The sequence below is a fragment of the Asanoa siamensis genome (assembly GCF_016862555.1).
Classification (GTDB): Bacteria; Actinomycetota; Actinomycetes; order Mycobacteriales; family Micromonosporaceae; genus Asanoa; species Asanoa siamensis.
The window spans coordinates 69,716-96,101 of the sequence record NZ_BONE01000011.1 but is presented as its reverse complement, the minus strand read 5'-3'; the positions used below and the strand labels follow the sequence as shown (position 1 = coordinate 96,101).

The 26,386-nt window shown below is 72.4% G+C and carries 22 protein-coding genes and 2 pseudogenes; 8 read left to right on the top strand and 16 right to left on the bottom strand.

The window, feature by feature from the left end; genetic code table 11:
* Positions 1–51 precede the first annotated feature (51 nt).
* Complete coding sequence (locus Asi02nite_RS09740) at positions 52–1,479, bottom strand: M1 family metallopeptidase (RefSeq protein ID WP_203711889.1); 1,428 nt, start codon at positions 1,477–1,479, stop codon at positions 52–54.
* Between the two features lie 212 nt (positions 1,480–1,691).
* Here Asi02nite_RS09740 and Asi02nite_RS09735 point away from each other — a divergent pair, with 212 nt between their 5' ends.
* The 3 genes from Asi02nite_RS09735 to Asi02nite_RS09725 all read left to right on the top strand — a co-directional run bounded on the left by Asi02nite_RS09735 (position 1,692) and on the right by Asi02nite_RS09725 (position 6,188).
* The gene (locus Asi02nite_RS09735) at positions 1,692–2,930 is read left to right on the top strand and encodes a poly(ethylene terephthalate) hydrolase family protein (RefSeq protein WP_203711887.1); all 1,239 of its coding nucleotides are present in this window, start codon (positions 1,692–1,694) and stop codon (positions 2,928–2,930) included.
* 113 nt (positions 2,931–3,043) lie between these two features.
* Positions 3,044–4,738: a hypothetical protein gene (locus tag Asi02nite_RS09730; RefSeq protein ID WP_203711886.1), complete on the top strand. Its 1,695-nt coding sequence runs from the start codon at positions 3,044–3,046 to the stop codon at positions 4,736–4,738.
* A 112-nt stretch (positions 4,739–4,850) separates the two neighbouring features.
* A complete protein-coding gene (locus Asi02nite_RS09725; protein ID WP_203711884.1) occupies positions 4,851–6,188 on the top strand; it encodes an NAD(P)/FAD-dependent oxidoreductase in 1,338 nt (445 codons plus the stop codon).
* A 4-nt stretch (positions 6,189–6,192) separates the two neighbouring features.
* Here Asi02nite_RS09725 and Asi02nite_RS09720 read toward each other — a convergent pair whose 3' ends face one another.
* Together Asi02nite_RS09720 and Asi02nite_RS09715 are read right to left on the bottom strand one after the other, a co-directional pair.
* Positions 6,193–7,053: an endonuclease/exonuclease/phosphatase family protein gene (locus Asi02nite_RS09720; RefSeq protein ID WP_203711882.1), complete on the bottom strand. Its 861-nt coding sequence runs from the start codon at positions 7,051–7,053 to the stop codon at positions 6,193–6,195.
* A gap of 51 nt (positions 7,054–7,104) precedes the next feature.
* Positions 7,105–7,884, bottom strand: coding sequence for an SAM-dependent methyltransferase (locus Asi02nite_RS09715; protein WP_203711880.1), 780 nt, complete (start codon positions 7,882–7,884; stop codon positions 7,105–7,107).
* Between the two features lie 49 nt (positions 7,885–7,933).
* On the opposite strand from Asi02nite_RS09715, the gene Asi02nite_RS09710 reads away from it, so the two are divergent.
* A complete protein-coding gene (locus Asi02nite_RS09710; RefSeq protein ID WP_203711878.1) occupies positions 7,934–8,806 on the top strand; it encodes a DUF5996 family protein in 873 nt (290 codons plus the stop codon).
* Here the strand turns inward: Asi02nite_RS09710 and Asi02nite_RS09705 are convergent.
* Together Asi02nite_RS09705 and Asi02nite_RS09700 are read right to left on the bottom strand one after the other, a co-directional pair.
* Positions 8,803–10,158, bottom strand: a complete 1,356-nt coding sequence (locus Asi02nite_RS09705) for a calcium:cation antiporter family protein (RefSeq protein WP_203711875.1) — start codon at positions 10,156–10,158, stop codon at positions 8,803–8,805. The genes Asi02nite_RS09710 and Asi02nite_RS09705 overlap by 4 nt on opposite strands.
* A 13-nt stretch (positions 10,159–10,171) precedes the next feature.
* The gene (locus Asi02nite_RS09700; protein ID WP_203711873.1) at positions 10,172–10,564 is read right to left on the bottom strand and encodes a RidA family protein; all 393 of its coding nucleotides are present in this window, start codon (positions 10,562–10,564) and stop codon (positions 10,172–10,174) included.
* 21 nt (positions 10,565–10,585) lie between these two features.
* On the opposite strand from Asi02nite_RS09700, the gene Asi02nite_RS09695 reads away from it, so the two are divergent.
* Complete coding sequence (locus Asi02nite_RS09695; RefSeq protein ID WP_203711872.1) at positions 10,586–11,182, top strand: CGNR zinc finger domain-containing protein; 597 nt, start codon at positions 10,586–10,588, stop codon at positions 11,180–11,182.
* On the opposite strand, the gene Asi02nite_RS09690 is transcribed toward Asi02nite_RS09695, so the two are convergent.
* Positions 11,156–11,602: a glutaredoxin domain-containing protein gene (locus tag Asi02nite_RS09690; RefSeq protein ID WP_203711871.1), complete on the bottom strand. Its 447-nt coding sequence runs from the start codon at positions 11,600–11,602 to the stop codon at positions 11,156–11,158. The genes Asi02nite_RS09695 and Asi02nite_RS09690 overlap by 27 nt on opposite strands.
* A gap of 43 nt (positions 11,603–11,645) precedes the next feature.
* Here Asi02nite_RS09690 and Asi02nite_RS09685 point away from each other — a divergent pair, with 43 nt between their 5' ends.
* Positions 11,646–12,677 carry a tetratricopeptide repeat protein gene (locus Asi02nite_RS09685; protein WP_203711870.1) on the top strand — a complete coding sequence of 344 codons (1,032 nt, stop codon included), beginning with the start codon at positions 11,646–11,648 and terminating at the stop codon, positions 12,675–12,677.
* A gap of 3 nt (positions 12,678–12,680) precedes the next feature.
* Here Asi02nite_RS09685 and Asi02nite_RS09680 read toward each other — a convergent pair whose 3' ends face one another.
* The 6 genes from Asi02nite_RS09680 to Asi02nite_RS09655 form a co-directional block, all read right to left on the bottom strand.
* On the bottom strand, positions 12,681–13,385 hold the full coding sequence (locus tag Asi02nite_RS09680) for a hypothetical protein (RefSeq protein ID WP_203711869.1): 705 nt from the start codon (positions 13,383–13,385) through the stop codon (positions 12,681–12,683).
* The gene (locus tag Asi02nite_RS09675; RefSeq protein WP_203711868.1) at positions 13,382–14,254 is read right to left on the bottom strand and encodes a hypothetical protein; all 873 of its coding nucleotides are present in this window, start codon (positions 14,252–14,254) and stop codon (positions 13,382–13,384) included. Before Asi02nite_RS09675 ends, Asi02nite_RS09680 begins: the two co-directional genes overlap by 4 nt.
* Positions 14,255–14,350: 96 nt before the next feature.
* Complete coding sequence (locus Asi02nite_RS09670; protein WP_203711867.1) at positions 14,351–16,879, bottom strand: ATP-binding protein; 2,529 nt, start codon at positions 16,877–16,879, stop codon at positions 14,351–14,353.
* Between the two features lie 9 nt (positions 16,880–16,888).
* Positions 16,889–17,464, bottom strand: a complete 576-nt coding sequence (locus tag Asi02nite_RS09665; RefSeq protein ID WP_203711866.1) for an ASCH domain-containing protein — start codon at positions 17,462–17,464, stop codon at positions 16,889–16,891.
* On the bottom strand, positions 17,464–19,068 hold the full coding sequence (locus tag Asi02nite_RS09660) for a serine/threonine-protein kinase (protein ID WP_444541768.1): 1,605 nt from the start codon (positions 19,066–19,068) through the stop codon (positions 17,464–17,466). The genes Asi02nite_RS09665 and Asi02nite_RS09660 overlap by 1 nt, the downstream gene beginning before the upstream one ends.
* Positions 19,069–19,229: 161 nt before the next feature.
* On the bottom strand, positions 19,230–20,567 hold the full coding sequence (locus Asi02nite_RS09655) for a glycosyltransferase family 4 protein (RefSeq protein WP_203711863.1): 1,338 nt from the start codon (positions 20,565–20,567) through the stop codon (positions 19,230–19,232).
* A gap of 313 nt (positions 20,568–20,880) precedes the next feature.
* Between Asi02nite_RS09655 and Asi02nite_RS09650 the strand changes: the two genes are divergently transcribed.
* Both Asi02nite_RS09650 and Asi02nite_RS09645 read left to right on the top strand, forming a co-directional pair.
* Positions 20,881–23,535, top strand: coding sequence for an MGH1-like glycoside hydrolase domain-containing protein (locus Asi02nite_RS09650; protein WP_203711861.1), 2,655 nt, complete (start codon positions 20,881–20,883; stop codon positions 23,533–23,535).
* Between the two features lie 25 nt (positions 23,536–23,560).
* Positions 23,561–24,544: an MBL fold metallo-hydrolase gene (locus tag Asi02nite_RS09645; protein WP_203711860.1), complete on the top strand. Its 984-nt coding sequence runs from the start codon at positions 23,561–23,563 to the stop codon at positions 24,542–24,544.
* Here Asi02nite_RS09645 and Asi02nite_RS09640 read toward each other — a convergent pair.
* From Asi02nite_RS09640 to Asi02nite_RS42700, 4 genes and pseudogenes are all read right to left on the bottom strand, one after another.
* Positions 24,541–24,957 carry a carboxymuconolactone decarboxylase family protein gene (locus Asi02nite_RS09640; RefSeq protein WP_203711859.1) on the bottom strand — a complete coding sequence of 139 codons (417 nt, stop codon included), beginning with the start codon at positions 24,955–24,957 and terminating at the stop codon, positions 24,541–24,543. The genes Asi02nite_RS09645 and Asi02nite_RS09640 overlap by 4 nt on opposite strands.
* A 37-nt stretch (positions 24,958–24,994) precedes the next feature.
* Positions 24,995–25,243 carry a hypothetical protein gene (locus tag Asi02nite_RS09635; protein WP_203711858.1) on the bottom strand — a complete coding sequence of 83 codons (249 nt, stop codon included), beginning with the start codon at positions 25,241–25,243 and terminating at the stop codon, positions 24,995–24,997.
* Positions 25,244–25,303: 60 nt separating this feature from the next.
* Positions 25,304–25,681, bottom strand: a pseudogene (locus tag Asi02nite_RS42705) (NTP transferase domain-containing protein); the annotation flags it as partial.
* Between the two features lie 234 nt (positions 25,682–25,915).
* A pseudogene (locus Asi02nite_RS42700) lies at positions 25,916–26,350 on the bottom strand (NTP transferase domain-containing protein); the annotation flags it as partial.
* Positions 26,351–26,386: the final 36 nt, after the last annotated feature.

Below are 26,386 nucleotides of genomic sequence, written 5' to 3'. Positions count from 1 at the left end.
GACCGGTCCAGGGCGCCCCGGGACCTTTCCCGGGGCGCCCTGGTCACGCGGTCAGCTGCCCGGGTGGGGCGGCTTGCCCGGCTGGTAGAGCCAGGCGTCGAACAACGCGTCGAGCTGCTTGCCGGAGACGCGCTCGGCCAGCGCGACGAACTCCGCGGTGCTGCCGGTGGCGAACCGGTTCTGCGCCAGCCACGCCCGGACGATGCGCCAGAACGCCGCGTCGCCGACGGTGACCCGCAGCGCGTGGACGGTCATGCCGCCGCGGGTGTAGACCGAGCCGTCGAAGAGCTGGTCGGTGCCCGGGTCGCCGGGCGGCGGGTCCCAGTAGTCCGCGGAGAGCGGCGCCGCGTAGAACTCGTCGAAGATGGACTGTGGCGTGCCCAGGCCGAGCTGCTCCTGCCAGAGCCACTCCGCGTACGTGGCGAACCCCTCGTTGAGCCAGATGTCCTGCCACCGGTCGACCGCGACGAGGTCGCCGAACCACTGGTGGGCCAGCTCGTGCGCGACGACCACGGTCTCGCCCGGGTCGACGCCCGGCGCGAACCAGCTCGCCGCGTAGATCGACCGGGTCTGGTTCTCCAGCGCGAACACCAGCGGCGGGTGGTCGTCGACGATCGCGCCGTTGGACTCGAACGGGTACGGCCCGAACTTCGTCTCCAGGAAGTCGGTGATCTCGTCGGTCCGCCCGACCGCGTCGTCGGCGAAGCCCGGCGGCAGGTCGGAGTCGATCGCGATGATCGTCGGCCGGCCGTCGTGCCAGGTGGTCTCCACGTCGAACTCGCCGATCGTGGCCGTCGCCAGGTAGCTGATCATCGGGGTGCGCTGCACCCACCGTGACGTGGTCCAGCCGCCACGGGTGGTGTCGCCCAGCGGGAGCCCGTTGCAGATCACCTCGAGGCCCGCGGGCACCGTGATCGCGAAGGAGTAGCTGGCCCGGTCGCGCGGGTGGTCGTTGACCGGGAACCAGGCCGCGGCGACCTCGGGCTGGCCGGCGACCACCGCACCGTCGTCGGTGTGCATGAACCCGGCCTGGAAGTCGGTGCCGGGCAGCACGAACGTCTCGGGTACGCCGTGGTAGCGCACCTCGACGCTGAAGGACCGGTGGTCGCGCAGGCCGCCGCGCGGCCGGATCGTCAGCTCCTGCCCCGCCCGCGACCAGCCCGCGGACCGGCCGTCGACCGTGACGCGGTCGACGGTGAGGCCGATTAGGTCGAGGTTGAACGACGAGAGGTTCTGGGTGGCCCGGGCCCGGATCGTCGCCTTGCCGGTCAGCAGGTCGCTGCCCGGGTCGTACCGGACGTCGAGGTCGTAGTGCGCGACGTCGTACCCGCCGTTGCCGTAGGTGGGGTAATAGGCGTCGCCGATCCCGGGCGAACCGGGGGTGAACCTCGGACCGGCCGACGCGGGCGCCGGCGACAGGGTCACCAGCAACAGGCCGGCGACCGCGGCCGCGACGGCCCTGGTGTGTCTCCTGTGCATAGCCGTCCTCCCGAAGAGGGTGTTGGGTCTGTGCACTCCCGGAAACCCGGTGGCCCCGCCGGCCGGTTGTCCGCGACCACGAAGTCGAGGGCCGGGACGAGGGACATCCCTACCGCGAAACGATCAATGCGCACACCGGTGATTTCGCCGATCCGTATTCGTGGCCTGCCTTGTTTGAATCGACGCTCGCCGATTCAGAAGGGATCTTCATGATGTCGCGCATCAATCGCCGGCCGCTCGTCGTCGCCGCGGCGGCGCTCAGCGTCGTGGCCGTCGGCGCCGTCCCGGCACCGGCCCTCGCGGCCACCGACGTCTACCGCGAGGACTTCACCTCAGGGCTCGGCACCTTCACCGCGACGGGCTCCGTCACGACCGGCACCTACGGCGCCCGGTTGCGCGGGTCGCTCGCCGCGGACCCCGCCATCACCTCGGCACCCATCGACCTGACCGGGTACGCCGGCCTGACGGTCTCGTACACCCGGGCGACCTCGGGCCTGGACCCGGGCGAGACGTTCACCGCCGCCTGGTCGGTGGACGGCGGGCCTTTCACCACGCTGGAGTCGGCCCGCACCGCGACCGGCGCCGTGTCGCTGCGCCTGCCCGCCGCGGTCGACGGCCGCGACCTGCGGCTGCGGTTCACCCTCGACGCCAGCAGCCTGCTCGAGACGCTGACCGTCGACAACGTGCTGCTCACGGCCGACGACGGCGAGGACCCCGACCCGCCCGGCGGGTCGCTGCCACCGGTCAGCGACGTGACCCGGCCAGGCCCGTACGCCGTGACCATCGACCAGACCGCCGGGCCCGACGACGACGGCTGGCTCGTGTATCCGACCAACGCGGGCCAGAACGGCGTCGACCACCCGATCCTCGTCTGGGGCCCGGGCGCCGGGTCCGACCCGGCCGACTACGAGGACATGCTGCGCCAGTGGGCCTCGCACGGCTTCGTCGTCTACAGCGAGGTCTCGTCGAGCAGCGGGGCCTGGATGGTCGCCGCCCTCGACTGGCTCGAGGACGAGAACGCCCGGGCGGCCGGCCCGCTCCACCAGGACCTCGACCTGTCGGAGGTGGCCTTCGGCGGGCACTCCCGCGGGTCGATCGGCACGTTCGACGTGGCCGACGAGCCCCGGCTGACCACGACGATCCATGTCGCCGGCGGCTCGTTCGACGGGAACGGCCCGGACAACCTGCGCCGGCCCACCCTCTACATCGGCGGTGACCAGGACTTCGCGACCGCGAACATGGAGCGGGACTACACCAACACCGACGTGCCCGTCTGGTTCACCGTCCTGGACGACACCGACCACATCCTGGCGACCCGCAACGGCCAGCACGTCATCACGGCCTGGCTGCGCTGGCACCTGGCCGACGAGACGTTCCGCCGCACGACCGATTTCCTGAGCGCCTCGTGCACGTTCTGCGCGCGCGGTGAGGTCACCTACAAGAACTGGTGATCGGTTCGTGCGGAGTGTGCCGACCGTCGGAAGATCGCTTGCCCCATCGACAGGCGTTGCATACCCTGCGCTTGCCAATTGGCATACACATCGATCTGCGACGGGGGCAGAAAATGCGTATTCTTCGTGGCGCCTTCGTGGTCGCCACCGCGACCGCGATGATCGCCGCACTTCCCGCGGCGGCACCGGCGGCGGACAAGCTGGACGGTCAGCGGCTGGCCGTCCAGCTCGCCGCCACCCTCTCCGCGACTCCGGCCAGCCTCAACTTCGGGCCCAGCGACCCCGGCGTCGACGGGCCGCCGCTCAAGGTGACCATCCGCGCCAACGGCAGCGATCCCGTGCCGCTCGGCACGCCGGCGCTCGGCGGCACCACGCCGGACGCGTTCACGATCAGCGGCAGCACCTGCACCGGGGTGACACTGGCCGCCGGCCAGGCGTGCGACATCACCGTGACACCGCACGCCACCGGCACCGGCGCCCAGAGCGCGAGCCTGCTGGTGCCCAACAACGGCGTCACCGACCCGCTGACCGTGCCGCTGAGCCTCACCGGCCAGGTCACGGCGCGCGGCACGTTCTATCCGCTGCCGCCGACGCGGGTGCTCGACACGCGGTCCGGCTTCGGCGCCCCGGCGGCGCCGATCGGGCCCGGTCGCGCCATCGCGCTGCAGGTCACCGGCAACGGCGGTGTCCCGACGACCGGCGTCTCGGCAGTCGTGCTCAACGTCACCGTGACCGAGCCGACCCGGCCCAGCTACCTGACCGTCTACCCGACCGGCGTGCCGGTGCGGCCGACGTCCTCGTCACTGAACTTCCCCAGCGGCTGGACGGGCGCCAACTCCGTCACGGTCGCCGTCGGCACCGGCGGCAAGGTCGACATCTTCAACGCCCAGGGCAGCACCCACGTCGTGGCCGACGTCGCCGGCTACTTCGCGACCCAGAGCCACGCCGGGCCCATCGGCGGCGCGTTGCAGGCGATCGAGCCGACCCGGCTCCTGGACACCAGGATCCACCTGGGCGGGCCGCTGCCGGCCAACTACTACATCAACGTCCCGCTCTCCTTCGGCTCCGAGATCGACGCGCACATCCGGGCGTTCGCGGTCAACGTCACCGCGGTCCGGCCCAGCCGCACCGGTTTCCTGACCGCGTGGAACGGCCTCGAAGTCGACTTCCCGTCGACGTCGACCCTCAACTACACCCCGAACACGGTGGTCCCCAACATGGCGATCGTCCCCGTGGCGCCGTGCATCGACTGCGGCACGGCCGAGGGCTGGCCCTCGATCGGTGTGTACACCTCCGCGACGAGCGACGTGCTGGTCGACGTCGTCGGCGTCTTCGACGACTCGGGCCTCACGGGCGGCCTGCGGTTCACGCCGACGACACCCACCCGCGTGGTCGACTCCCGCGTGGCGCTCGGCGTGCCGGGGACCCTCGGGCCGGCCACCCGGGTGACCGCGACCCCGCCGTCGACGGTGGTGACGCCCGACACCGCGGCGCTGGCGCTCAACGTGACGGCGGTCAACCCGACCCGGAACACGTTCCTGTCGGTGTGGCCGGCGGGCTTCGAGATGCCCGAGGTGAGCAACCTGAACCCGGCCGCGGGCCAGACCGTGCCCAACGCCGTGATCACGCTGCTCGGCGACAACCAGGGCTTCCACATCTACAACAGCGCGGGCAGCACCGACGTACTCGCGGACGTTCTGGGTAGGTACTGGGTCTACCCGGACCCGGCCACGGCCCGGGGAGCGCCTGAGGTCGACCTCGGGTCTCCCAGGGTGTTCACTGGGTCAGCACCGCGCCGGCTCGGCTAGGCAACCGCCCGGGGCGCGGGTCCGGACCGAACCGGGCCCGCGCCTCGCTCGCGCCGTCACAAAACAGCGTGCTGTCCGGTCCTAGCTGGTGACTGCGAGAGAAGGAGCCCACGTGCGTACGATTCTGGTGGTCGGCGGCGGCTACGCCGGTTTCTACACCGCCTGGAAGCTCGAGAAGAAGCTCAGGCGTGACGAGGCCCGGGTCATCGTGGTCGATCCCCGGCCATACATGACATACCAGCCGTTTCTGCCCGAGGTGCTGTCCGGCTCCGTCGAGGCCCGGCACGCCGCGGTGTCGCAGCGCCGGCACCTGCGCCGGACCAAGTTGATCGCCGGCTCGGTCGTCCGGGTCGACCACGCCAACCGCACCGCGACCGTCGCGCCCGTCGAGGGTCCGGAGTTCGCCCTCGCGTACGACATCATCGCCGTCACCGCCGGCGCCGTGACCCGCCAGCTCGGCATTCCCGGCGTGGTCGACGAGGCGATCGGCATGAAGCACGTCGAAGAGGCCGTGGCGATCCGCGACCGGATGCTGACCAACTTCGACCGGGCGGCGACGCTCGAGCCGGGGCCGCGCCGCAGCCGGCTGCTCACCGTGACGTTCGTGGGCGGCGGGTTCTCGGGCGTCGAGGGCTTCGGCGAGCTGCTCTCGCTGGCCACGGCGCTGACCAGGACGTACCCGGAGATCAAGCCGGAGGAGCTGCGGTTCCACCTGGTGGAGGCGCGCGACCGGATCCTGCCGGAGGTGACCGACGAGCCCGGCCGCTGGGTGGTGCGGTCGCTGGAGAAGCGCGGCGCCCGGGTGCACCTCAACGCGACGATGCTGTCCGCGAGCGGCGGGCACGTGGTGCTCTCGACGGGCGAGGAGTTCGACTCCGACCTGATCGTGTGGACCGTCGGCAACGCCGTCAACCCGATGGTGCGCAGCCACACCGACCTGCCCATCAACGAGCGCGGCATGCTGATGGTCCGCGCCGACCTGCGGGTCGGCACCGACAGCGAGCCCGTGCCGGACGCCTGGGGCGCGGGCGACGACGCCGCGGTCCCCGACCTCGCGATGCCGGGCTCGTCGACCGTGCCGAACGCGCAGCACGCCGTGCGGCAGGGCAAGCTGCTGGCGAAGAACATCATCGCCAGCATCCGCGGTGGCCAGGTGAAGGACTACCTGCACCACAGCCTGGGCACGGTCGCCACGCTCGGCCTGGGCCGGGGCATCTTCCAATACAAGCGGATCGTCATCAAGGGCCTGCCGGCCTGGCTGATGCACCGCGGCTACCACGTCCTCGCGGTGCCGAGCTGGGAGCGGAAGGTCCGGGTCCTGGCGGTCTGGCTGACGGCCGCGGTGTTCGGCCGCGACATCGTCTCGCTGGCCTCGGTGCAGCACCCTCGGCGCGCGTTCACGGAGGGCGGCGAGGTGGCGGCGGCACCCGCCGCCACCGCCGACCGGTGAGCCGTTACTTCTCGATGGAGAACGTCGCCACGACGCCGTTGTGGTCCGACTTCGTGCCGCCGACGATCTCGTAGCCCGTCAGCCACATGAGCTGGTACTCGGGGAGCCGCTTCCAGAAGTAGACGTAGTCGATGTGCCGGTTGCCGTGCGTACCCGTGCCCTGCTCGCCGTAGAGGTTGTAGACGGAGCGCAGGTTCGGCAGCTGGTTGGCCTCGAACACGGCCCACGGGAACCTCGCGTAGCCCACGGCCCGGTCGGCGCTGAAGTCGACGTTCAGGTCGCCGCTGACGATGACCTGACCCTCGGCCTGCTTGGCGACCGCGAGGTCCTTGAGGTTCTGGAACTGCTGCTCGGCGCAGCGGGTGCGGGGCAGGTCCTCCGGGCGGCCGTTGTCCTCGATGCTGGCGTTGGCGTGCGCGTTGATCTGGATCACGTTGCGGCCGCTGGCCTTGTGCCGGTACTTGACCCAGTTGTTGTAGCGGGCCGGCGGCACCTCGCCCGGCCCGTTGGTGTCGCACACGAAGACCGAGCCCTGGTCGAGCACGTCGAACTGGCTCTTGCGGGCGATCAGCGTCTCGCCCGCCTGGTTGACACCGCCGGGCGAGTAGAGCCACCAGCCGTTGGCGGCGGCCCAGCTCTGCAACAGCGCCTTGCGGTTGCCGACCTCGTTGAGACCGACCAGGTCGGCCCGGGACGCGATCAGGTCGAGGTCGTGGCGGAAGTCGGCGTCGCTGAGTCCGTTGTAGATGTTGAGCGTGGCGGCCCTGAAGGTGACGCTCGCCGCGGCCGCCGGCGTGGCCGGCAGCAGACCGGCGATCAGCGCGGCCAGGCCGACGAGGGCGGCCCATCGTTTCGTGTGCAGCATGCGGGGAGGCTATCGACCGCAGTCGACGTGCGCCCGAATGGCGGGAGAACGTTACGGCTTGCGGGCGAGACCACCGTAGACGGAGACCTGGGTGTCGGCGGGCGGCTCGCCGGCGTCCGGGTCGGGGCGCCAGGCCGGCAGCACCACGACACCCGGGTCGACCAGGTCGAGGCCGGTGAAGAAGCGGGCGACGTCGGCCCTCCCGCGGACCCGCATCGTGACGCCGCTGCGCCGGTAGATGGCCGCGACCGCCTCCCAGGCCGCCGGGTCGAAGTCGCCGGTCAGGTGCGACAGCGCGAGATAGCTGCCCGAGGGCAGGGCGTCCGTCAGGCGCCGCACGATGCCGTACGGGTCGTCGTCGTCACCGACGAAGTGCATGATGGCGATCAGCAGCAGCCCGACCGGCTCGTCCAGGTCGATGACGGCCCGCAGCGCGGGCGCCGCGAGCAGGGCGTCGACGTCGCGCAGGTCCGCGTCGAGGTAGGCCGTCCGGCCGCTCAGCAGCGCCTGCGCGTGCGCCAGCACCAGAGGGTCCTTGTCGACGTAGACCACCCTGGCGTCGGGCGCGACGGCCTGGGCCACCTCGTGGACGTTGGGCGAGGTCGGGATGCCGGAGCCGATGTCGAGGAACTGCCGGATGCCCCGCTCGGCCGCGAGATGGCGGACGACCCGGCGCAGGAACGCCCGGTTCTCCATGGGTGGGACGCGGCCGGCGGGGTTGGCCTTCATGCCGGCCTCGGCGGCGGCCCGGTCGGCCGGGAAGTTCTGCGTGCCGCCCAGCAGATAGTCATAGACCCGCGCCGGATGCGGCCGATCGGTGTGCAGATCCATGGCGATCACTTTAGCCGTCGGCCGCGGGGGGCGGGGCTAGGGTGAACGTGTGGAGCCGTGGCCCGCACTTCCGCTGTCCGGCTGGCAGCCGACCCGCGACACCGTGCACCTGTGGACGCAGATCGTCGGTAAGACCCGGCTGGCGCTCGCCGCTCCCGCCAACCACTGGTGGAACGTCGCCCTCTACGTCACCAGCAGTGGGCTGACCACCTCGCTCATGCCCGACGGCGACCGTGGTGTGGAGGTCTCCTTCGACTTCGTCGACCACGCGCTCGACATCCGCACCACCACCGGTGCGCACCGCCGCATGGCGCTCGAGCCGCGCAGCGTCGCCGACTTCTTCGCCGAATACCAGGCGCGGCTCGCGGAGGTCGGTGTCGACGTCGCGCTCAACCCGATGCCGGTGGAGCTGCCCGACGTGGTGCCCTTCGACCGCGACGACGTCCACGACGCGTACGACCCGGCCGCGATGCGGGCGTTCTGGACGTCGCTCGTCTCGGTCGACCGGGTGTTCAACGACTTCCGCGCCGAGTTCCGCGGCAAGGCGAGCCCCGTGCACTTCTTCTGGGGCGCGTTCGACCTCGCCGTGACCCGGTTCTCCGGCCGTCCGGCGCCGCGGCACCCCGGCGGGGTCCCGAACTGCCCCGACCGGGTCATGTGGGAGGCCTACAGCGACGAGGTGTCCAGCGCGGGTTACTGGCCGGGCGGCGCCGGCGAGGGCGCGTTCTACTCGTACGCGTACCCGGAGCCGGACGGCTACCGCGACCAGGAGGTGGGTCCGGACGCCCGCTACGACCCGGACCTGGGCGAGTTCGTCCTGCCCTACACCACGGTCCGCACGGCCGCCGACCCCGACGCGACGCTGCTGGACTTCCTGCACCGGACCTACCGCGCGGCTACGACGTCGGGCCGCTGGCCCTAGGCACGCACGCGCTCGCGTTCCCGCAGGCGCAGGTTGCCCGCCGTCATCGTGCAGCACATGTCGTCACCCAGCTCCCGGTACGGCGTGACCAGCCCGTCGCGGAACAGCGGCAGCAGGAGCCGGCGGTTGCGGATCAGCGTCGCCGCCGCCAGCACCAGGTAGACCACCGACAGCACGACCAGCTCGCGGCCGCGCCACGACGCCGGCACCGCGGCGCTGAGCGCGAACTGGCCCACGAACAGGCCGAACAGCAGCATCGCGGCCCGCAGCGTCAGCGTGCGGCCGACCAGCAGCGAGACGGCGAGCAGCGACTGTGCCGCCGTGAGCAGCAACTCCTCGCGCTGGGCGGCCTCGATGGGCAGGCCCGACCACCCGCCGCTGGAGGCGGCGAACACGATCGGCAGCGTGCCGACGAGCAGCGTCCACTGGTTGACCTTCGAGGAGACCAGCGCGCCGAGCGCCTCCGTGGTGTGCAGGCGCCACGCGTACAGGCCGGCCACGAGCAACTCGGGCGCCTCCGAGGCCAGCGGCGCCAGCCACTGCACCAGCAGGAACTCGCTGATGCCGAGTTGCGCGCCCGTGTCCACCAGGGACTCGGCGAAGCGCTCGGCGGTGAGCAGGATGACGGCCGCCGCGCCGGCGAACATCGCCACGACGGTCAGCCGGCGCGGGCGGCGCGGCAGCGAGCCGACCCAGGCCGACGGGCCGATCAGGTCGGGCTCGCCGGCCGGTGCCCGGGACACCCGCCAGCTGTACGCGACGAAGATGGCCAGCAGCACCACCGTGTCGGTCAGCGACAGCGTGCGCTTGAACGGCAGCACCAGGCAGTAGAGCGAGGCCAGCGCGAGGAACGCGAGCGGCACCGCGTCCGGGCGGGCGAGGCTGACCTGGCGCGCCGCCCGGCCGGTCTCGCCGCGGGCGCGCAGGCGGCGCCAGGCGATCACCACGACCAGCGCCCAGCCGACGCCGACCAGGATCCGGTTGGCGCCCGTCATGTTGGCCAGCGCCAGCGAGCAGGACGACGTCTCCTCGCCCGGCGCCCGGCAGGACGGTCCGTACGCGGCGACCGCCTCCCCGCCGCGGGCGGTGAAGACGAAGTCGACGGCGTACTCCGGCAGTACGGCGATCAGCGCGAGCACCGCGACCGCGAGCCCGGCCGAGATGTCGACCTGTGCGGCCTCCGCCGCCCACGCGAGCACGAACGCCGCGCCCACGATCGCGACGCCGAACAGGGCCGCGGCGACCGGCGGCGCCGGGTGCGCCCCGGCCAGCGCGACGACCACCCCCGGAACGGTCACGAGCAGGGCCAACAGGCCGAGGACGGGCGGCCGCTGCCCGGAACCGACTGACATGGTCAGGACTGTGTCACACGGCGGCGACGGCGTCGATCTCCACGAGGATGCCGGGGCCCAGCGCCGCCACGACGTGGACGGTGATGGCCGGCGGCGGGTCGGCCCGGCTCCAGACCTCCTGGAACGCCCGGACACCGTCGTCGAAGGACTGGCCCGCGACGGTCGCGATGCGCCAGTGCACGATGTCCGAGAGCGCGGCACCCTCGCTCTCCAGGATCGTGGCGAGGTTGCGGAAGGCCTGGCGGGACTGCTCGTACACCGTCGGGCCGACCACCGCGCCGGCCGCGTCCACGCCGTTCTGCCCGCCGATGTAGATGGTCTTCGTGGGCTGCTCGACCACGACAGCCTGGCTGAAGGCGGGGCTGCGATGGAGCCCCTCGGGATTGATGTGTCGCACTGTCGTCATGAAACCAGTTATAGTGGTGTCATGCGAGTGGGCGCAACCGGACGGACCCTGGACGACCCGAAGGGTGGCTCGTTCTTCTTCGACGCGGGTGCGACGTGCCTCGACTTCGCGCACACCGGCGGCGAGGGGCACTACGCGGTGTTCGAGTCGCTGCACGAGCCGGCCGACCTGGCTGCCTGGCTGGCCGCGGAGCCGCTGGGCGTGCACGTCACGGTGCCGGTGTCGACGGCCGACCTGACCGCCGCCAAGCGGCTGCGCCAGGCGATCTGGGTGGCGGCCCACGACCGCGCCGCCGGCCGCCCGCTCTCCCCCGCGGCGGTCGAGACCGTCAACCGGGCCGCCGCGCCCGCGCCGCTGCTGCCGCACCTCACCGCCGACGGCGCCGCCGCCTGGACCCCACCGGTACGCGCGACGCAGGCCCTGTCGAGCCTCGCCCGCGAGATGATCGACCTGCTCTCCGGCCCGCTCGCCGGCCGTTTCCGCGAGTGCGCGAGCGACAACTGCCCGCTCGTCTTCGTCGACTCGTCGCGCCCCGGCGCCCGCCGCTGGTGCGCGATGGAGCGCTGCGGCAACCGCGCCAAGCTCCGCGCGCTACGCGCCCGCCGCGCCGCCGACTAGCCGCTCCCGCACCCAGGCCGGGTCGGGGTTGACGTGTCCCGCGCCGTCGACCTCGACGGTCGGCACCGTCTCGTTGCCGCCGGTGATCGCGCGGACCGCCGCCGCACCGGCGGGGTCGGCCCAGATGTTCACCCAGTGCGCCCGCCGGCCGGCCCGGCCGAGCCGCATCCGCAGGCGTTGGCAATATTGGCAGCCGGGCCGCCAGAAGATGACCGGCCGGCCGTCGCGCGCGGCACGGCGCCGCGCCTCGACCGCGGTGACGGACCGGGGAAAGACCAGCGGCGACCACGAGGCCGCCCACGCGACGCACAGCACGAACAGGATGACGCCGGGCACGTAGTTGCCCAGAACGAACTGGACGACCGCCAGCACCACGCCGACGGCGAGGGCCAGGCCGGCCAACCGCCAACTCCGCAACACCCGCCGACCCTATGACAGTCATTGCCATGGATAACATGGGTTTATGGACGCCGGCCTGCTGGAACGCGCCAAGTCCCATTTCGGTCAGGCACACGCGTCGTTCGTGGCCGGGCGGTTCCCCGAGGCGGAGGTGGCGATCACGGCGGCCGTCGACGCCTGCCGCCGGCTCGCCGCCGGCGACGATACCTTCCGAGCCGACGTCGGCGCGGCGCTCAGCTTCCAGGCCATCGTGCACGCCAGGCTGGGTGCGGCCGACGCCGCCTTGAGCACGACGCGGGAGGCGCTGGCCGTCTACCGGCACCTCGCCGCGGGCGACGCCCGCGCGTTCCGGCCCGACCTCGCGGCGACGCTGAGCGACCTCGGCAACCGGTGCCACGACGTCGGCCGGTTCGACGAGGCGCTGGCGGTGTCGACCGAGGCACTGACCCTCCGGCGCCACCTCGCCGCCGCCGATCCGGCGGAGTTCCAGCCGGACCTGGCCGTCTCGCTCAACAACGTCGGCAACCTGCTCCGGGAGATGGGCCGGTTCGACGAGGCGCTCGAGCCCTCGGCAGAGGCCGTCACGATCCGCCGGCCGCTCGCCGCCGCCAACCCGGGGTCCTTTCTGGACCTGCTGGCGGTCTCGCTGAGCAACCTGGGCAACGTGCTCACGCAACTCGACCGGCGTGCGGAGGCGATCGCCGTCACCGCGGAGGCGGTCGACCACAACCGGCGCCTGGCGGCCGCGAACCCGGCCGTTTATCTGCCCCAGCTCGCCATGTCGCTGAGCAACCTCGGCCTGCGCCGGTGGGAGGGCGGGCTCGCGGAGGCGGCGCTCGACCCGACGCAGGAGGCGCTGCGGTTGCGCCGCGACCTCACCGCCGCCAACCCGGACGCCCACGAGGGCGACCTGTCGGCCTCGCTCAACAACCTGAGCCTCGTGCTGCGCGACCTGGGCCGGCTCGACGAGGCACTGGCCGCGGCCGAGGAGGCGCTGGCGATCCGGGCACGGCTGAGCGGCACAAACCCCTTCTACCGCACCCACCACGCCACCTCGGTGTCCAATGTGGGCACCATCCGGGCGCGCCTGCCATAGAACCTAGGGCGCGAGCATCGCCCGGATCGTGTCGTCGACCTTGTTGTCGTCCAGGCGGCGCGGCACCAGGTGGCCGTGGTCCGCCTCGTCGCGGCCGAACGCGTAGAGGTCGCCGCCGCGGCGGGCCAGCACCAGGTCGTCGGTGTCGGCCGCGGTCTCGGCGGAGCCCTCAGACGTGTAGTGGACGACCGTCACCAGCGCCGACCGCTCGCTCGCCGCGACCACCTCGGCGGCCTCGCCGCCCTTCTCGTAGTCGCCCCGCGGCAGCCAGTCGACGAGCTGGTCCAGGGCGTCGTCGGCCTTGAACAGACCGAGATCGTGTACGCCGAGCGCGTCGATCCGGATCAGCAGCGACACCGGCTCGGGCTGCGGCAGCATCAGCATCCGCCACGGCTCCCCCGGCTTCGTGCCCGAGACGCGGGCGTCCAGGACCGTGCGGGCGCGCTGCTGGAACGCCACCGCGATGCCGAGGTCGCCGCGCACCTGCAACTGCTCGTCGCCGTCGCTGGCGACCAGCAGCTCGCGGGCGGCCAGCGAGCGCACCGCCTCGGCCAGCACCTCGTCGGACGGGCGGGCCTCCAAGAAGTCGACCACCGCGTCGACCGCGGTCAGCTCGGCCGACGTGTAGGCGCCGAGCAGCACCGGGCCGGTGTCGACCAGGTCGACGACCGAGGTGACCAGGCCACCGGGAACTTCGGCTGTAGTCACGACAACCCCATCTCCGCGAGCAGCGAGTCAGGCCCGCGCTGCCCGCGATCTCGGCCGCGGATCGCGGCTGCCGTTCCGGACCGGGTCTCCGAGACCCACACGTTGGAGTTGCCGAACAGGCCGCGGCCGTCGCCGTTGGCCATCGCCCGGCCGAGCTCGTCGGCGGGATCGGCGCGCTCGGGTGGCGGGAACATCCGCGCCAGGTCGGCCGACGCCGACGTCACGTCGTCGCTGTCCTCCAGCCGCTGGAGCGCGCTCGACAGCGACGAGGCCACCGCCGGCGGGACGCTCTGCGGCATCGCGACGTCCGGTGACAGGTACATCGGCCGGCGCTCGGTCTTGCGGGAGAGGCCCCACGGTCCCACGTTCGACCGAGTGATCTTGTAGGTGAAGTAGTCGACGAGATGCCGCAGGTCGTCGAGGCTGGGCAGCTTCTTCTTGCCGAACGCGGCCGGCGTCTTCTCGAGCTGCACCCAGGTGCCCTGGGCCGTGCGGCCGTGCAGCTTCTCCCGGACCACCGAGCCGCGCATGCCGATGTCCGGCCACTTCTTCTTGTCGATCTGCTTGTGGTGGCTGGAGATCCGCTCCCGCGCGCCCTTGACGTGCCGCCAGTTCTCGTACAGGTCGGGGTTGTCGACCAGCACGTGGCCGCCGCAGAGCACGTCGTGCAGCTGCGGCACCTGCATGCCGTGCTTCTCCAGGTCGACGAGGACCGCCGCCTCCTCGGGGCTGAGCCGCCGGGCGGCCGCCGCGAGACCGCGGCGGTACTCGTTGGTGCGGGACGTCAGCTCGATGAGCAGGCGTACGCGGGTGCGTACCCGCTCGGTCTCGGCACCGGTCAACGTGCCTGCGTAATCCACATCGGACATGGCGCGGCCTCCCCCCGAGGCGCCCGTCTCTCCGGCCACCGTAACCCGGCGTACGGGCCGCCGAAGAAGCCTTCGAATTTCGTCCGTTTTGTCCGGTTAAGCGGCCGCGAACGCCACCGCCGAGCTCACGTCGTCTGCCGTTCCCCGCGTCCACGCCGCCGCGAACTCCGCCTCGTCGAGGTGGCTGCGCAGCGCCGGCACCCCACCGTGCGCGGTCGGCCATTCCGGCACGTACGCCCGCAGCCACACCGTCCGCGCCGCCGTGCGCAGCGACCGCGCCGCCGCCGTCATCCGGACCGCCCGGGCGTACGCGCCGTGCCGGGCGGCGATGTCGGCCAGCGCTTCGAGGCAGAACGCCATGCTCCCCCGGTCGCCGGCCTCGGCGGAGTAGGTCATGCCGTCCCGCAGGTAGATCTCGGCGGCGTCGAGGTCGCCCGTCGTGATCGCGGTGACCGCGAGGCTGTAGAGGTCCGCGACGGTGCCGAGCCGGTCGTACGAGCCGCGCGCGGTCTCCAGGCCCTCCTGGAAGATCCGCGCCGCCGTCTCCGGGTCGCCCTCGGCCAGCGAGATGATCCCCATCCGGCTGTAGTACAGCGACCGCACCCAGTCCCGGCCCGACTCCTTGCCCAGCCGGCGGCTCTCCTCGAACAGGCCGCGGGCCGCGTCGAACTCGCCGCGGCGCATCGCGATCGTGCCGAGGATCCCGACGACCAACGCCTCGTTGCCGTCGTCGCCGAGCGCCCGGAGGATCTCGCGACAGCGGAGGAGGTCGGGTTCGGCCCGCTCGAGGTCGCCGCTGACGAACGCCGTCGCGCCGGTGCCGACCAGCAGGAACGCCGTGGCCTCCTCGGACAGGTCGCGCGCCTCGTCGGCCACCTGGTACATGTAGCGGGCGCTCTCCTCGATGTGCCCGTGCAGCCACCAGAACACCCAGATCGCCCAGCCGAGGTGGATCGCGCCCCAGAAGTCCCGCTCGTCGATGAACCAGTTCATCGCGGCGTTGAGGTTGTCGTGCTCGATCTCCAGCCGCTCCAGCGCCGTCGGCTCGATGCCGAGCACCGGTTCCAGGCGCTGGGCGAGATCCAGGTAGAAGCGCGCGGCGGCGGCGTGCGCCTCGTGCCACGTGCCGAGGTCGCGCAGCCGCTCCAGCGCGTACCCGCGGATGCTGTCGAGCATCCGGAAGCGCGGCTCGCCGTCCCGCGTGTCCTGCTTGACCAGGCTGTTCTCGACCAGGGCGTCGAGCGTGTCCACCGCCTCCGGCCCGAACACGGTCTCCACCGCCTCGAGGTCGAAGCCGCCGGCGAAGGCGCCGAGGTGGCAGAAGAGCCGCTGCTGCTCGCGGGTGAGCAGGTCGTGGCTCCAGGCGATGGTGTTGCGCAGCGTGCGCTGGCGCACCGGCAGGTCGCGGGCGCCGCCGCCGAGGTCGCCGATGCCCTTGCGCAGCCGGTCGAGCAGCGCGGGCGGCGGCAGCACCCGCACCTTCGCGGCCGCGAGCTCGATCGCCAGCGGCAGCCCGTCGAGCCGGCGGCAGATCTCGATCACGGCCTGGGTGTTCTCCGGTGTCAGCGTGAAGTCGCGCCGGGCCGCGCGGGCGCGCTCGACGAAGAGCCCGACCGCACCGGTACGCGCGTCGCTGTAGTCGCTCTCCGGGTCCGGCACCGGCAGCGGCGGCACCTCGACGGTGTGCTCGCCCGTCAGCCGCAGCGCAGCCCGGCTCGCCACCAGCGCGGTCACGCCGGGCGCCGCCGAGAGCAGCGTGCTGATCACCGGTGCGGCCTCGGCGACCTGCTCGAAGTTGTCGATCACCAGCAACAGCCGGCGCATCCGCAGGTACGCCTCGACGTCGCTGATCGGCGGCCGGCCGGCCACCGTGTGCAGGCCCAGCTCCTGGGCCAGGGCCGCGCCGACCAGGTCCGTCGTGGTCACGGTGGACAGCTCGACGAACCGGACCCCGTCCGGGTACGCGTCGGCGAGCAGGACGGCCAGCTCCGTGGCGAGCCGCGTCTTGCCGACCCCGCCCGGCCCGGTGAGTGTCACCAGCCGCACGGCCGGGTCGGTGAGCAGCTTCTGGAGCTGCGCGACCTCCGCGTCGCGGCCGAGGATCGGGCTGGCCGGCGCGGGCACGACGGCCAGCTCCGCGTCGGGCTCCGGCTCCGGGGCCGCGAACCGCTCGCTGAGCACCAGCGCGATGTCGTCCCGGACCATCGGGCGCAGCTCGTCCGCGGTTTCGAAGTACCGGTAGGAGACCCGGGCGTCCTGCCGGATGCGGTCGAGCATCGCCGTGAGGCGCGGGTCGCGGTCGGGCCCGCCCGCCCGGACGTAGACCAGCTTCGGCAGCTCCTCGGCGAGCAGGTACTCGTCCTCGACGCTGAGCCCGCCCGGCGCCTCCGCGTACCGCTGCGAGTAGACGCCCACGAAGAGCTGGCTCTCGGCCAGGTAGGCCCGGTACAGCTCACGCGGTGGATGCGGTCTCGCGGAACTCTCCGCCATCACGGGAATCAGCCGCAGCCCCGTCACCGCGTCGCGCACCGCACGCCGCTCGGCGGCCAGCTCGTCGAGCGTGGAGCTGACGAAGACCCGGAGCCGGTCGTCGGGCGTTCGGATGGTGTTGCCGCCCGCCACCATCCAGCCAATTTATCCCGATTCGAGGTACGCCCGGCCCCGAGCCGACAACCGGTAGCCCACCAGCAGGCTCTCGGTCAGGCCCAGCGCCTTGAGCTTCCGCACGTCGATCTTGAATGACGGCGTGTCGCGGCCGACCGACGCGGCCAGGTCGGGCGCGCGTACCCCCGGGTTGTCCCGGATGAGCCGGAGCGTGGTGGCCGTCCAGGGCCCGCGCGGGCTGGCCCGGTCGAGGCGGGCCAGCCGGGCGTCGACGGCGGCCCGCGCGGCGTCGTCGAGATCGGCGTCGGCGGCCAGGACGCTGCGCGGGTCGGGCGTGTCGAGGCGGCGGAACCGCAGCAGGTAGAGCTGGCCCTCGCCCGCCGGGATGTCGGCCAGCAGCGCGCCGAGCGTGGGGAAGCCGGCCGCCCGGGCGTCGGCGGCGCGCAGGCTGGACCGGCTGACCGGCTCGACCGCGAGCATCTCGACCATCCCCTGGCCGGTGCGGTAGTGGCCACCGGCCACCACCTGCGGCCGCTTCCAGCGGCGCAGGGCCGCGGTGATCGTGCCGTCGGCGATCCCGTCGCGCAGGCGCTGCTCGAAGAGCATCAGTCGCCCGGTGGCCGGAAGCCGAGCTTGAGCGTGGGCAGCAGGCCGGCGTCCCACATCAGCAGGGGGCAGGTCCAGGTGACCACGTAGGCGCGGTCGCCCGCGTTGTGCAGCATCCGGATGGCCCGGTGCGGGGTGGCGCCGTCGAGGAAGTTGAACTCCCACTCCGCCCCGCCGTCGAGCACGTCGGTCGGCGTCACGGTGGCGTCGGTGTAGCCCGCCAGCGCGCCGGAGAGCTGGGACTCCTGGGCGGTGCGGGTCCAGTAGGCCACCGGGTCCGGGACCGGCGACGGCAGCTCCTCCACGCTCATCATCTGCGTCATGCGGCCGTCGTAGAGGCACGTGGTGCCGCCGGCCTCGGTGTAGACGCGCCAGCCGATCGGGGCCGGGAACCGGTAGCCGACCGGCGACGCGTACCAGGTGAAGGCGTCCAGCAGCGCCCACCGCTCGCCCGGCGGGACCGGCGCGGGCCGGACCTGGTCGGTCACGGCGGCCTCCGGGTGCTGGCAGGGCATCAGCCCGCCGCCGATGCCGGCCGCACCGGTGCTCGCCGACGTGGACGGGCCCGGGCCGGCGACCGTGCCGTCGCCGCCCGGCCGGTTGAGCGCCCACGCGGTGCCGGCGACCAGCAGGGCCACCAGCACGCCGGCGCCGGTCACCAGCGCGCGCCGCCTGCCGGGCCGGCGCTGCCCGCCGAGGTCGAGGGTCGACACGCGGGCCAGCCAGGCGCCGGCGCGGGGGCGGCCCTGCGCGTCGAGCGCCACGGTGGGCGCGGCGGACGGGTCGGCCGGCTGGGTGGCGGCGCCGTCGGGGCGGCGCGGGCGGGGCAGGCGGCGGGGCCGCGGCTTCACGGTCGGGTCGAGGACCCGGCGCAGCAGGCGGTCGACGTCGTCGGCGGTCAGCCGCTGCCGGGGATCCTTGCGCAGCAGGCCGGTGAGCACCGGGCGCAGCGGCCCGGCCAGCTTCGCGGGGTCGGGTGGGCTGGTGGCCAGCGCGGTCAGCGTGGCGAGCGTGGTCTTGCGGTAGAACGGCGAGCGGCCCTCGACGGCCGCGTAGAGCGTGGCGCCCAGCGACCACATGTCGGCCTCGGCGGTCGAGGTGCCGTCGCTGGCCCGCTCGGGCGCGACATATTGCGGGGAGCCCATCACCATGCCGGCCCGGGTGACCGCGCTGTCACCGTCGAACGTGGCCAGTCCGAAGTCGGTCAGCACGACCCGGCCGTCGTCGCTGATCAACACGTTGTGGGGCTTGACGTCGCGGTGCAGGACACCGCGGGAGTGCGCGGCGCAGAGGGCCTCCAGCACGTGGAGCCCGATCTCGGCCACCCGCGTCGGTGACAGCGGGCCCTCGCTCTCGATCACCTCGTGCAGCGACCGGGAGCGGACGTATTCCATGACGATCCAGGGGCTGCCCTGCGCGTAGACCACGTCGTAGATCTGCACGACGTTGGGGTGGCTGAGCCGGGCCGCGGTGCGTGCCTCACGCAGCGTGCGCTGGCCGAGCTCCGCCCGCTCGGCGGCGGTCATCCAGTCGGGCGGCTGGACCTCCTTGACCGCGACGTCGCGGTGGAGCATCTCGTCGCGGGCGAGCCAGACACGGCCCATCCCCCCGCTGCCGACGGATTCCAGCAGCCGGTAACGCTCGGCGATCAGTGTCTGCTGCACCGTCCGATCCCTGTTGGTCCGCGTGTCCACCATAGTGATCGGACCCGAGTTGATGAAGACCCGATCACCATGGTGATTGTCCCGCGGATGGGACCGCGCCGCTACGCGACCTCGTGACCCAGGAGGTTACCGGTCGGTACGACGAGTTTCGGCTGCCCGTACGCCAGGCGGGCGGCCGCCTCCCGGGTGAGGAACGCCGGCGACTCCTTGATCGCGGTGCCGTACGCGGCCGCCGTGCGCTCGGCGATCGTGGACCAGCCGTACCGCTTGGCCACCATCGTGCGCGCCTTCTTGGCGACCTTGCGGGCGAACCGCTCGTCGCCGAGCAGCGAGTCGACCGCGCCCGCGAGCGCGTCGGGGTCGCTGTGCGGGAACGTCACGCCGGTGACGCCGGGCTCGACGATCTCGGCCAGGCCGCCGGTGGCCGCCACGGCCAGCGGGGCGCCCGCGGCGGCCGCCTCCAGGGCGACCATGCCGAACGGCTCGTAGAGGCTCGGCACCACGGTGGTGTCGGTCGCCGCGAGCAGGGCCGGCAGGGTGGCCTCGCTCTGGAAGCCGACGAAGCTGACCTTGTCGGGGATGCCCAGCCGGTGTGTCTCCGACTCGAGCTCGCCGCGGAAGGGTCCGTCGCCGGCGATCACGACCCGCAGGCCCGGGTGGTCCGCGGCGAGCCGGGGCACCGCCCGGATGATGTGCTGGACGCCCTTCTCGTACACGAGGCGCCCCGCGAAGCCGACCAGCGGCCCGTCGCCGGCGAACTGCTTGCGCGCCGTCGCCACCGCCCGCGGCCCGGCCCGCCAGACGCGGTCGTTGACGCCGTTGGGGATCACCTCGACCCGGTCCGGCGGCAACTCCAGGAGGCGGGACACCTCCCACTTCATGTACGAGGAGCAGACGAGGATCTTGCACGCCTCGCGGGCCAGCCACCACTCGACACTGTGGATGCAGCGGTTCATCTCGTCGGGCAGCCAGCCCTGGTGCCGGCCGGCCTCCGTGGCGTGGATCGTGGCGACCAGCGGCAGGTCGAGGTGCTCCTTGAGGGTCACCGCGGTGTGCGTCACGAGCCAGTCGTGGGCGTGGATGACGTCGTACTCGCCGCTCTCGGCCGCCCGCAGGGCCGCCCGGGTCAGCGTGTGGTTGAACGCCATCGTCCAGGCCAGCAGCGAGGGTGTCGCGAGCGGGAAGTTCGGCGGGTCCTCGGGCGCCCGGACGATCCGTACCCCCTCCTGGTATTCCTCCAGGGGTGCGCCCGCCGCGTGCCGGGTGACGACGGTGACCTCGTGGCCCGCCGCGGCGAGCGACGTGGCCAGCGAGTGCACGTGCCGGCCGAGGCCACCGACCACCACCGGCGGGTACTCCCACGACAGCATCAGGACACGCCTGATGCCAGAACCGGCGATGACCGGTTCGTCGTCGAGAATCTCGGCGGTGCTTTTCATGGCCCGGCCCCCCTGCGGTCACACCTGGACATACGGCTGTAGGCACCCGAGTTGGGTGCCCGGCGCGCCAAGTGGGTCGTTTGGGAGCCTAGGGCAATCTTGGGCAAAGACCGCTCAATGCCGCGAAATATGTCGTTTACCGGCGTGCCATGAGCCAGAATGCCCTGCTGGCTTCCGATGCCCTGCTGGATTCCGATGCCTGGACTGACAGTCGGCATGGAGAACCCGGCGCCGTTGTGACTGGTTGCGGCGGTTGGTAACACGCCCGGCGCAAAATGACCCGGGGCGCGGGCTGCGGGGGAAGATCAATGGCATGGAGGTGACCGCCGAGGTGCTGGCCGAACAGGCACGGCTCGCCGAGGCCGACAGCGGCGCGCGGCCCTGGCGCTCCTGGGGGCCCTACCTCGCGGAGCGCGCCTGGGGCACGGTCCGCGAGGACTACAGCGAGCACGGCACCGCCTGGGACTACTTCCCGCACGACCACGCCCGGTCCCGCACCTACCGGTGGAACGAGGACGGGATGGCCGGGATCTGCGACGACCGACAGACGTTCTGCCTCGCGCTGGCCCTCTGGAACGGCGTCGACCCGATCCTCAAGGAGCGGATGTTCGGCCTCGGCGGCGACGGCGGCAACCACGGGGAGGACGTCAAGGAGTACTGGTGGTACGAGGAGTCGACGCCCACCCACTCCGCGATGCGCTGGCGCTACCACTATCCGCAGGCGGCGTTCCCGTACGACCGGCTGGTGGCGGTCAACGCTTTGCGCCGCCGGGACGAGCCGGAATACGAGTTGGTCGACACCGGCGTGTTCGCCGAGGACCGGTTCTGGGCCGTGACCGTCGACTACGCCAAGGCCGCGCCGACCGACGTCTGCGTGCGGATCACGGTGGCCAACCGCGGTCCCGAGGCCGCCACCCTGCATGTGCTGCCCACGCTCTGGTTCCGCAACACCTGGTCGTGGGGGCTGCCCGGACGCGACGCCGTGCCCCGGCTGGCCGCCGACGGCGACAACCGGCTGGTCGGCAGCCACTGGGTGCTGGGCGACCTGGTGCTGGAGGGCGACGGCGCACCGACGCCGCTGCTGTGTGACAACGAGTCCAACGCGCAGCGGCTCTGGGGGTTGGCCGGCGGGTCGCGCTATCCGAAGGACGGCATCAACGACCACGTCGTGCAGGGTGCGGCGACGGTCAACCCGGCCCGCGTCGGCACCAAGGGGGCGCTGCACTACGTGCTCGAGGTGCCGGCGCGGTCGTCGGCGACGATCCGGCTGCGGTTGTGCGCCGTCGCGCCACCTGGTGGGCCGCGCCGCCCCGCACCACGTTTGGATCTGGGAGCCGACCACGACGCCGTGTTCGCCGCGCGGTCGGCCGAGGCGGACGCCTTCTTCGCCGCGCTGACCCCGGCCGGCGCGTCGGCGGACGAGGCTTCCGTGCTGCGGCAGGCGATCGCGGGCCTCATGTGGGGCAAGCAGTTCTACCACTTCGACGTGCGGCAGTGGCTCGACGGCGACCCGGGCTCGCCGACGCCACCAGCCGGACGCCGGCACGGGCGCAACAGCGCCTGGCGGCACATGACCAACTTCGACGTCATCTCCATGCCGGACCCGTGGGAGTACCCCTGGTTCGCGGCCTGGGACCTGGCGTTCCACTGTGTCACGTTGGCGCGGGTCGACCCCGCGTTCGCCAAGGCGCAACTGCTCCTGCTGCTGCGCGAGTGGTACATGCACCCCAACGGCCAGATCCCCGCGTACGAGTGGGCGTTCGGCGACGTGAACCCGCCGGTGCACGCGTGGGCGGCGCTGCGGGTGTTCGAGATCGACGGCGGGCGCGACGTCGACTTCCTCGCGCGGGCGATGCACAAGCTGCTGCTCAACTTCACGTGGTGGGTCAACCGCAAGGACGTCACCGGCAACAACGTGTTCGAGGGCGGCTTCCTCGGCCTCGACAACGTCGGCCCGTTCGACCGGTCGGCGGCGCTGCCGGTCGCCGGGGTGCTCGAGCAGTCCGACGGCACCGGCTGGATGGCCATGTACGCGCTGAACCTGCTCGACATGGCGCTGACCCTGGCGGTGCACGCGCCGGCGTACGAGGACATCGCCACGAAGTTCTTCGAGCACTTCGCCTACATCGCGTCGGCGGCGTACGAGCAGGGGTTGTGGGACGCCGAGGACGCGTTCTTCTACGACGTGCTGCGGCTGCCGGACGGCTCGAAGGTGCCGCTCAAGGTGCGTTCCGTGGTCGGGCTGCTGCCGCTGGCCGCGACCGCGTCGATGTCGTCGCACGTGGTCAACCGGCTCCCGGAACTGTCGCTGCGGCTGCGCTGGTTCCTGCAGAACCGGCCGGAATACGGTCTGGTCGTCGGCACCCGGCGCCGGGCGGGCGACGGGCGGCAACAGCGGCTGCTGGCGATGGTCGCGCCGGAGCAACTCGTCCGGATGCTGTCCCGGATGTTCGACGAGACCGAGTTCCTGTCGCCGTACGGGCTGCGCACACTCTCCCGCCAGCACCTCGACAAGCCGTTCACGGTGTCGCTGGGCGGGCAGGAGTTCACGGTCGGCTACGAGCCGGCCGAGTCGACGAGTGGGCTGTTCGGCGGCAACTCCAACTGGCGCGGGCCGATCTGGCTGCCGACCAACTTCCTGCTGATCGGGGCGCTGCGCGAGTTCGGGGCGTTCTTCGGCGACGACCTGCTGGTGGAGTATCCGACGGGATCGGGGGTGCGGCTGCCGCTGGCGGCGATCGCCGACGATCTCTCCCGGCGGGTGATCGGGCTGTTCACCCGGGACCGCACCGGGCGCCGGGCGATCTACGGCGCGTGCGAGCTGTTCCAGACGCATCCCGACTGGCGGGATCTCATCGTTTTTCCTGAGTATTTCCACGGTGACAACGGTGCCGGGCTGGGCGCGTGGCACCAGACGGGCTGGACCGCGCTGGTCGCTGACCTCATCCTCACCATGGGCCGTGACTAGGCCCTTGCGGGCGCACAATGGCGTGATGGAGGCGTCCGTAACGCTGCGTCCGGTCGACGGTGTGCACGTCACGACGTTGATCGACAACTACACCGACGTGCTGCTGCCCGACGAGGGCCCGATCAAGCGCTGGGGGGCGGTGGGCAGCGGTGGCCGGGCCGCGCCGGTGCCCGACGCGATCTCGGTGGCCGGGCAGACGGTCGACGGGCTGCGGGCCGAGCACGGCTTCTCGGCGCTCGTCGAGCTGCGGGTCGACGGTGCCGCCCGGCGGATCCTGTTCGACGCGGGGGTCACGCCCGACGGGCTGATCGGCAACCTGGACCGGCTGGAGCTGCGGCCCGACTCGTTCGAGTCGATCGTGTTCAGCCACGGGCACTTCGACCATGTGATGGGACTCGACGGGCTGGTGCGCCGGCTCGGTCGTACCGACATGCCGGTCTTCCTTCATCCCGACTTCTGGCGGGCGCGCCGCCTGGTGACCGGTCCGGACCGCGCCTTCGAGCTGCCCGTCCCGTCGCGGTCCGCGATCGAGGGCGTCGGCTTCCAGATCATCGAGGGGCGGCAGCCGTCGTACCTGCTGGACGGCATGCTGCTAGTGACCGGCGAGGTCGACCGGACGGTGCCGTTCGAGCAGGGCATCCCGAACCACGAAGCTCTCGTCGACGGGTCGTGGCAGCCGGATCCGTTGATCCACGACGACCAGGCCCTCGTGCTGCACGTGGCGGGCAAAGGTCTCGTCATCCTGACCGGCTGCGGGCACGCCGGGGTGGTCAACATCGTGCGCTACGCGAAGCGGCTGACGGGCATTTCCCAGGTGTACGCGGTGCTCGGCGGCTTCCACCTGCGCGCCGGGCCGGTCGTCGACTCGACGGTCGCGGCGCTGGCCGCCGAGTCGCCGGCGCTGCTGGTGCCGTCACACTGCACGTCGTGGATCGCCCAGCAGGCGCTGGCGACGGCGATGCCGGCCGCGACCCGCCCGAACACGGTGGGGACGCGGTACGAGCTCTAGTCGCCCTGGGTCTCGTCCCTGACGGGCAGGAGGCCGCGCGCGGCGAACACCTTCCTGGCGACGGAGGTGGCGTTGAGGGCGCGGGGCATGCCGCAGTAGACGGCGCTCTGCAGCAGCGCCTCGACGATCTCCCGCGGGGTGAGGCCGACGTTCAGCGCGGCGTCGACATGGACCTCGAGCTGCGGCTCGCAGCCACCGAGGGCGGTGAGCATGCCGAGGGTGACGAGCTGCCGGTCGCGGGGCGGGAGCTGCGGCCGGGCGTAGATGTCGCCGTACGCCCAGGCCGCGACCTGGTGCCCGAGCTCGGGTGAGACGTCCGCGAGCGAGTCGATGAACTTCGCGCCGTTCTCGCCGTTGACCGCGGTGAGCACCGCCATCCCGCGCGCGAACCGTTCCTCCCGCGACGTGGTCATTGCTTCTTTCCCCGTTCGTCGACCGTGGCTGGCCAGGTCAACTCTGCTCGTCGCGCCGCTCCTTGTCATCGTGGCGTTCGTCGCGTTCCCGCCCACCTTCGATGGCGCTCACGATGGCACCGGTGATGTCCCCGGCCGGCACGGCGATCTCCTCCCCCTCCGAGACTTCGTCGTCGGTAAGGTTCGGCTCGGGCCCGGTAGCACCCCCGGCGAACCCGAACTCATTGGGCTCGTTGGGCTGTTCCGGCTCGTCTTCTGGTGGTGTCTGGTTCTTGTCCTGGGCCATGCCCCTACCTACCCCACCGACGCGGGTTGGATGCGGCGTTCCCCGATCAATCCCGCGCGGTCAGTCGGCGGTTGGTCTGGTCAGGCCGAAGGCGGTGACCAGGTCGGGCTTGTCCAGGCGGTGGCCGTCCGCCACCGCGTCGCAGGCGATGTCGACGATCTCGGTCTGGTGGGCCAGCAGGTACGGGCGTGCGCCCACGTCGGACTTCGCCAGCGTGGCGATGCCGGGCCAGTGGCGGCGGCCGAGCAGCATCGGGTAGCTGCGGAGGCCCGCGTAGGTCGCGCAGACCAGCGCGCCCGGGTGTGGGAGCAGGGCCACCCGGCGGGCGGCCTCGACGGTCACGCCCGGCATGTCGACGGTGAGCACCAGGGCGGCGTCGACGGGGCCACCGGCCGCACCGTCCGGCGAGGCCGCCGGGGCGCCAGCCGGCGAAGCCCCCGGGGCGCCAGCCGGCGAAGCCGCCGGGGCGCTCGCCGTCGAAGCCGGCGGGCCAGCCCGCGAGGCCGCCGGGGCGCCAGCCGGGGGAGCGGGCGGCAGGCCAGCCCGCGAGGCCGCCGGGGCGCTAGCCGGGGAAGCCACCGGCAGGCCAGCCCGCGAGACCGCCGGCGCGCCGCCCGTCGAGGCCGCGGTCGCGCGAGCCGGCGCGGTGGGCGAGGTTGCTTCGGTCAGGGCCTCCAGGCCTACCCGCAGGCTGGAGCCGAGGCCTGTGCCCCAGGCCTTGTCGACCACGACTGTGGTGCCGGTCAGGGCGGCGGCCGCGCGCACCTGGTTGGCCGCGGCGCCGAGCACCACGACCAGCGGAGCGCAGCCGACCTCGCGGGCGATCCCGCACACCGTGTCGACCAGGAGGGCCTCGCCGCGGCGCAGCAATGCCTCCGGGCCGCCGATGCGCCGGCCCCCACCGGCAGCTATGACGATTCCCGCGATCCGACCCACGCCAGCCTCCGCACGGCGAGTGAATCGATACGGACCACAGTCTTGCCACGGCCGCCCCCGGTGCGCACCGCCGCAGTCGTCTATCCGACCGGCCGACTCGGGCAGCGACGGATTTATCCGACGTTGCTGATAAAGCCTCACAAAACGTACAACATGGCTAGTGTCGGTCATGGCTCGGCTGTCCGTCGGGCTCACGGGGGCAAGAAG

What these genes read in the sequence shown, in the direction of transcription:
- Asi02nite_RS09740 (WP_203711889.1), bottom strand. Translation starts at nt 1,479, where the DNA reads ATGCACAGGAGACACACCAGGGCCGTCGCGGCCGCGGTCGCCGGCCTG.
- Asi02nite_RS09735 (WP_203711887.1), top strand. Translation starts at nt 1,692, where the DNA reads ATGTCGCGCATCAATCGCCGGCCGCTCGTCGTCGCCGCGGCGGCGCTC.
- Asi02nite_RS09730 (WP_203711886.1), top strand. Translation starts at nt 3,044, where the DNA reads ATGCGTATTCTTCGTGGCGCCTTCGTGGTCGCCACCGCGACCGCGATG.
- Asi02nite_RS09720 (WP_203711882.1), bottom strand. Translation starts at nt 7,053, where the DNA reads ATGCTGCACACGAAACGATGGGCCGCCCTCGTCGGCCTGGCCGCGCTG.
- Asi02nite_RS09715 (WP_203711880.1), bottom strand. Translation starts at nt 7,884, where the DNA reads ATGGATCTGCACACCGATCGGCCGCATCCGGCGCGGGTCTATGACTAT.
- Asi02nite_RS09705 (WP_203711875.1), bottom strand. Translation starts at nt 10,158, where the DNA reads ATGTCAGTCGGTTCCGGGCAGCGGCCGCCCGTCCTCGGCCTGTTGGCC.
- Asi02nite_RS09700 (WP_203711873.1), bottom strand. Translation starts at nt 10,564, where the DNA reads ATGACGACAGTGCGACACATCAATCCCGAGGGGCTCCATCGCAGCCCC.
- Asi02nite_RS09695 (WP_203711872.1), top strand. Translation starts at nt 10,586, where the DNA reads ATGCGAGTGGGCGCAACCGGACGGACCCTGGACGACCCGAAGGGTGGC.
- Asi02nite_RS09685 (WP_203711870.1), top strand. Translation starts at nt 11,646, where the DNA reads ATGGACGCCGGCCTGCTGGAACGCGCCAAGTCCCATTTCGGTCAGGCA.
- Asi02nite_RS09675 (WP_203711868.1), bottom strand. Translation starts at nt 14,254, where the DNA reads ATGTCCGATGTGGATTACGCAGGCACGTTGACCGGTGCCGAGACCGAG.
- Asi02nite_RS09670 (WP_203711867.1), bottom strand. Translation starts at nt 16,879, where the DNA reads ATGGTGGCGGGCGGCAACACCATCCGAACGCCCGACGACCGGCTCCGG.
- Asi02nite_RS09665 (WP_203711866.1), bottom strand. Translation starts at nt 17,464, where the DNA reads ATGCTCTTCGAGCAGCGCCTGCGCGACGGGATCGCCGACGGCACGATC.
- Asi02nite_RS09660 (WP_444541768.1), bottom strand. Translation starts at nt 19,068, where the DNA reads ATGGGCCGTGTCTGGCTCGCCCGCGACGAGATGCTCCACCGCGACGTC.
- Asi02nite_RS09655 (WP_203711863.1), bottom strand. Translation starts at nt 20,567, where the DNA reads ATGAAAAGCACCGCCGAGATTCTCGACGACGAACCGGTCATCGCCGGT.
- Asi02nite_RS09650 (WP_203711861.1), top strand. Translation starts at nt 20,881, where the DNA reads ATGGAGGTGACCGCCGAGGTGCTGGCCGAACAGGCACGGCTCGCCGAG.
- Asi02nite_RS09645 (WP_203711860.1), top strand. Translation starts at nt 23,561, where the DNA reads ATGGAGGCGTCCGTAACGCTGCGTCCGGTCGACGGTGTGCACGTCACG.
- Asi02nite_RS09640 (WP_203711859.1), bottom strand. Translation starts at nt 24,957, where the DNA reads ATGACCACGTCGCGGGAGGAACGGTTCGCGCGCGGGATGGCGGTGCTC.
- Asi02nite_RS09635 (WP_203711858.1), bottom strand. Translation starts at nt 25,243, where the DNA reads ATGGCCCAGGACAAGAACCAGACACCACCAGAAGACGAGCCGGAACAG.